Here is a 461-nt window from a genome sequence, read left to right as displayed (position 1 = left end):
GTAACCGATGCAGTAGGAACTGTAGCCTGGGTTGACAAGTCGAGCTTCGATGCCATTGCCGATCAGGTAACGATTACAGGAGTGGGTACTACTTTAGATCCTTTTAAGGTGGAAGACCTTTCCATCGTTACGGCGAAACTCGGGGCTGATGCCGTGACCAATGCTAAATTGGCGGACAATGCCGTCCAGACAGAAAACATATTAAGCGGAGGTAACGATAAGGTTTTGGTTACCGATGCGGTTGGAACAGTTGTTTGGGTGGACAAGTCCAGCTTCGCTGTTTTGGCAGATCAGGTAACGATTACCGGAGTTGGTACTACTTTGGATCCTTTCAAGGTAGAAGACCTTTCCATAGTAACAGCGAAGCTTGGCCCTGATGCGGTGACCAATGCTAAATTGGCCGATGATGCGGTGCAATTGGAAAATATAGCTGATGGTACTGTCTCCGGGCAGGTAATGCA

The 461-nt window shown here is 48.4% G+C and carries 1 protein-coding gene; it reads left to right on the top strand.

From position 1 onward, the window contains the following. On the top strand, nucleotides 1-461 hold a 461-nt coding region (locus MWU84_RS24120), incomplete at both ends, for a hypothetical protein (protein WP_246906604.1).

Source organism: Arenibacter sp. F20364 (genome assembly GCF_023015905.1).
In the GTDB taxonomy this organism is placed as follows: domain Bacteria; phylum Bacteroidota; class Bacteroidia; order Flavobacteriales; family Flavobacteriaceae; genus Arenibacter.
The sequence above is the reverse complement of the archived record's forward strand: the minus strand, read 5'-3'. Positions and strand labels throughout refer to the sequence as shown.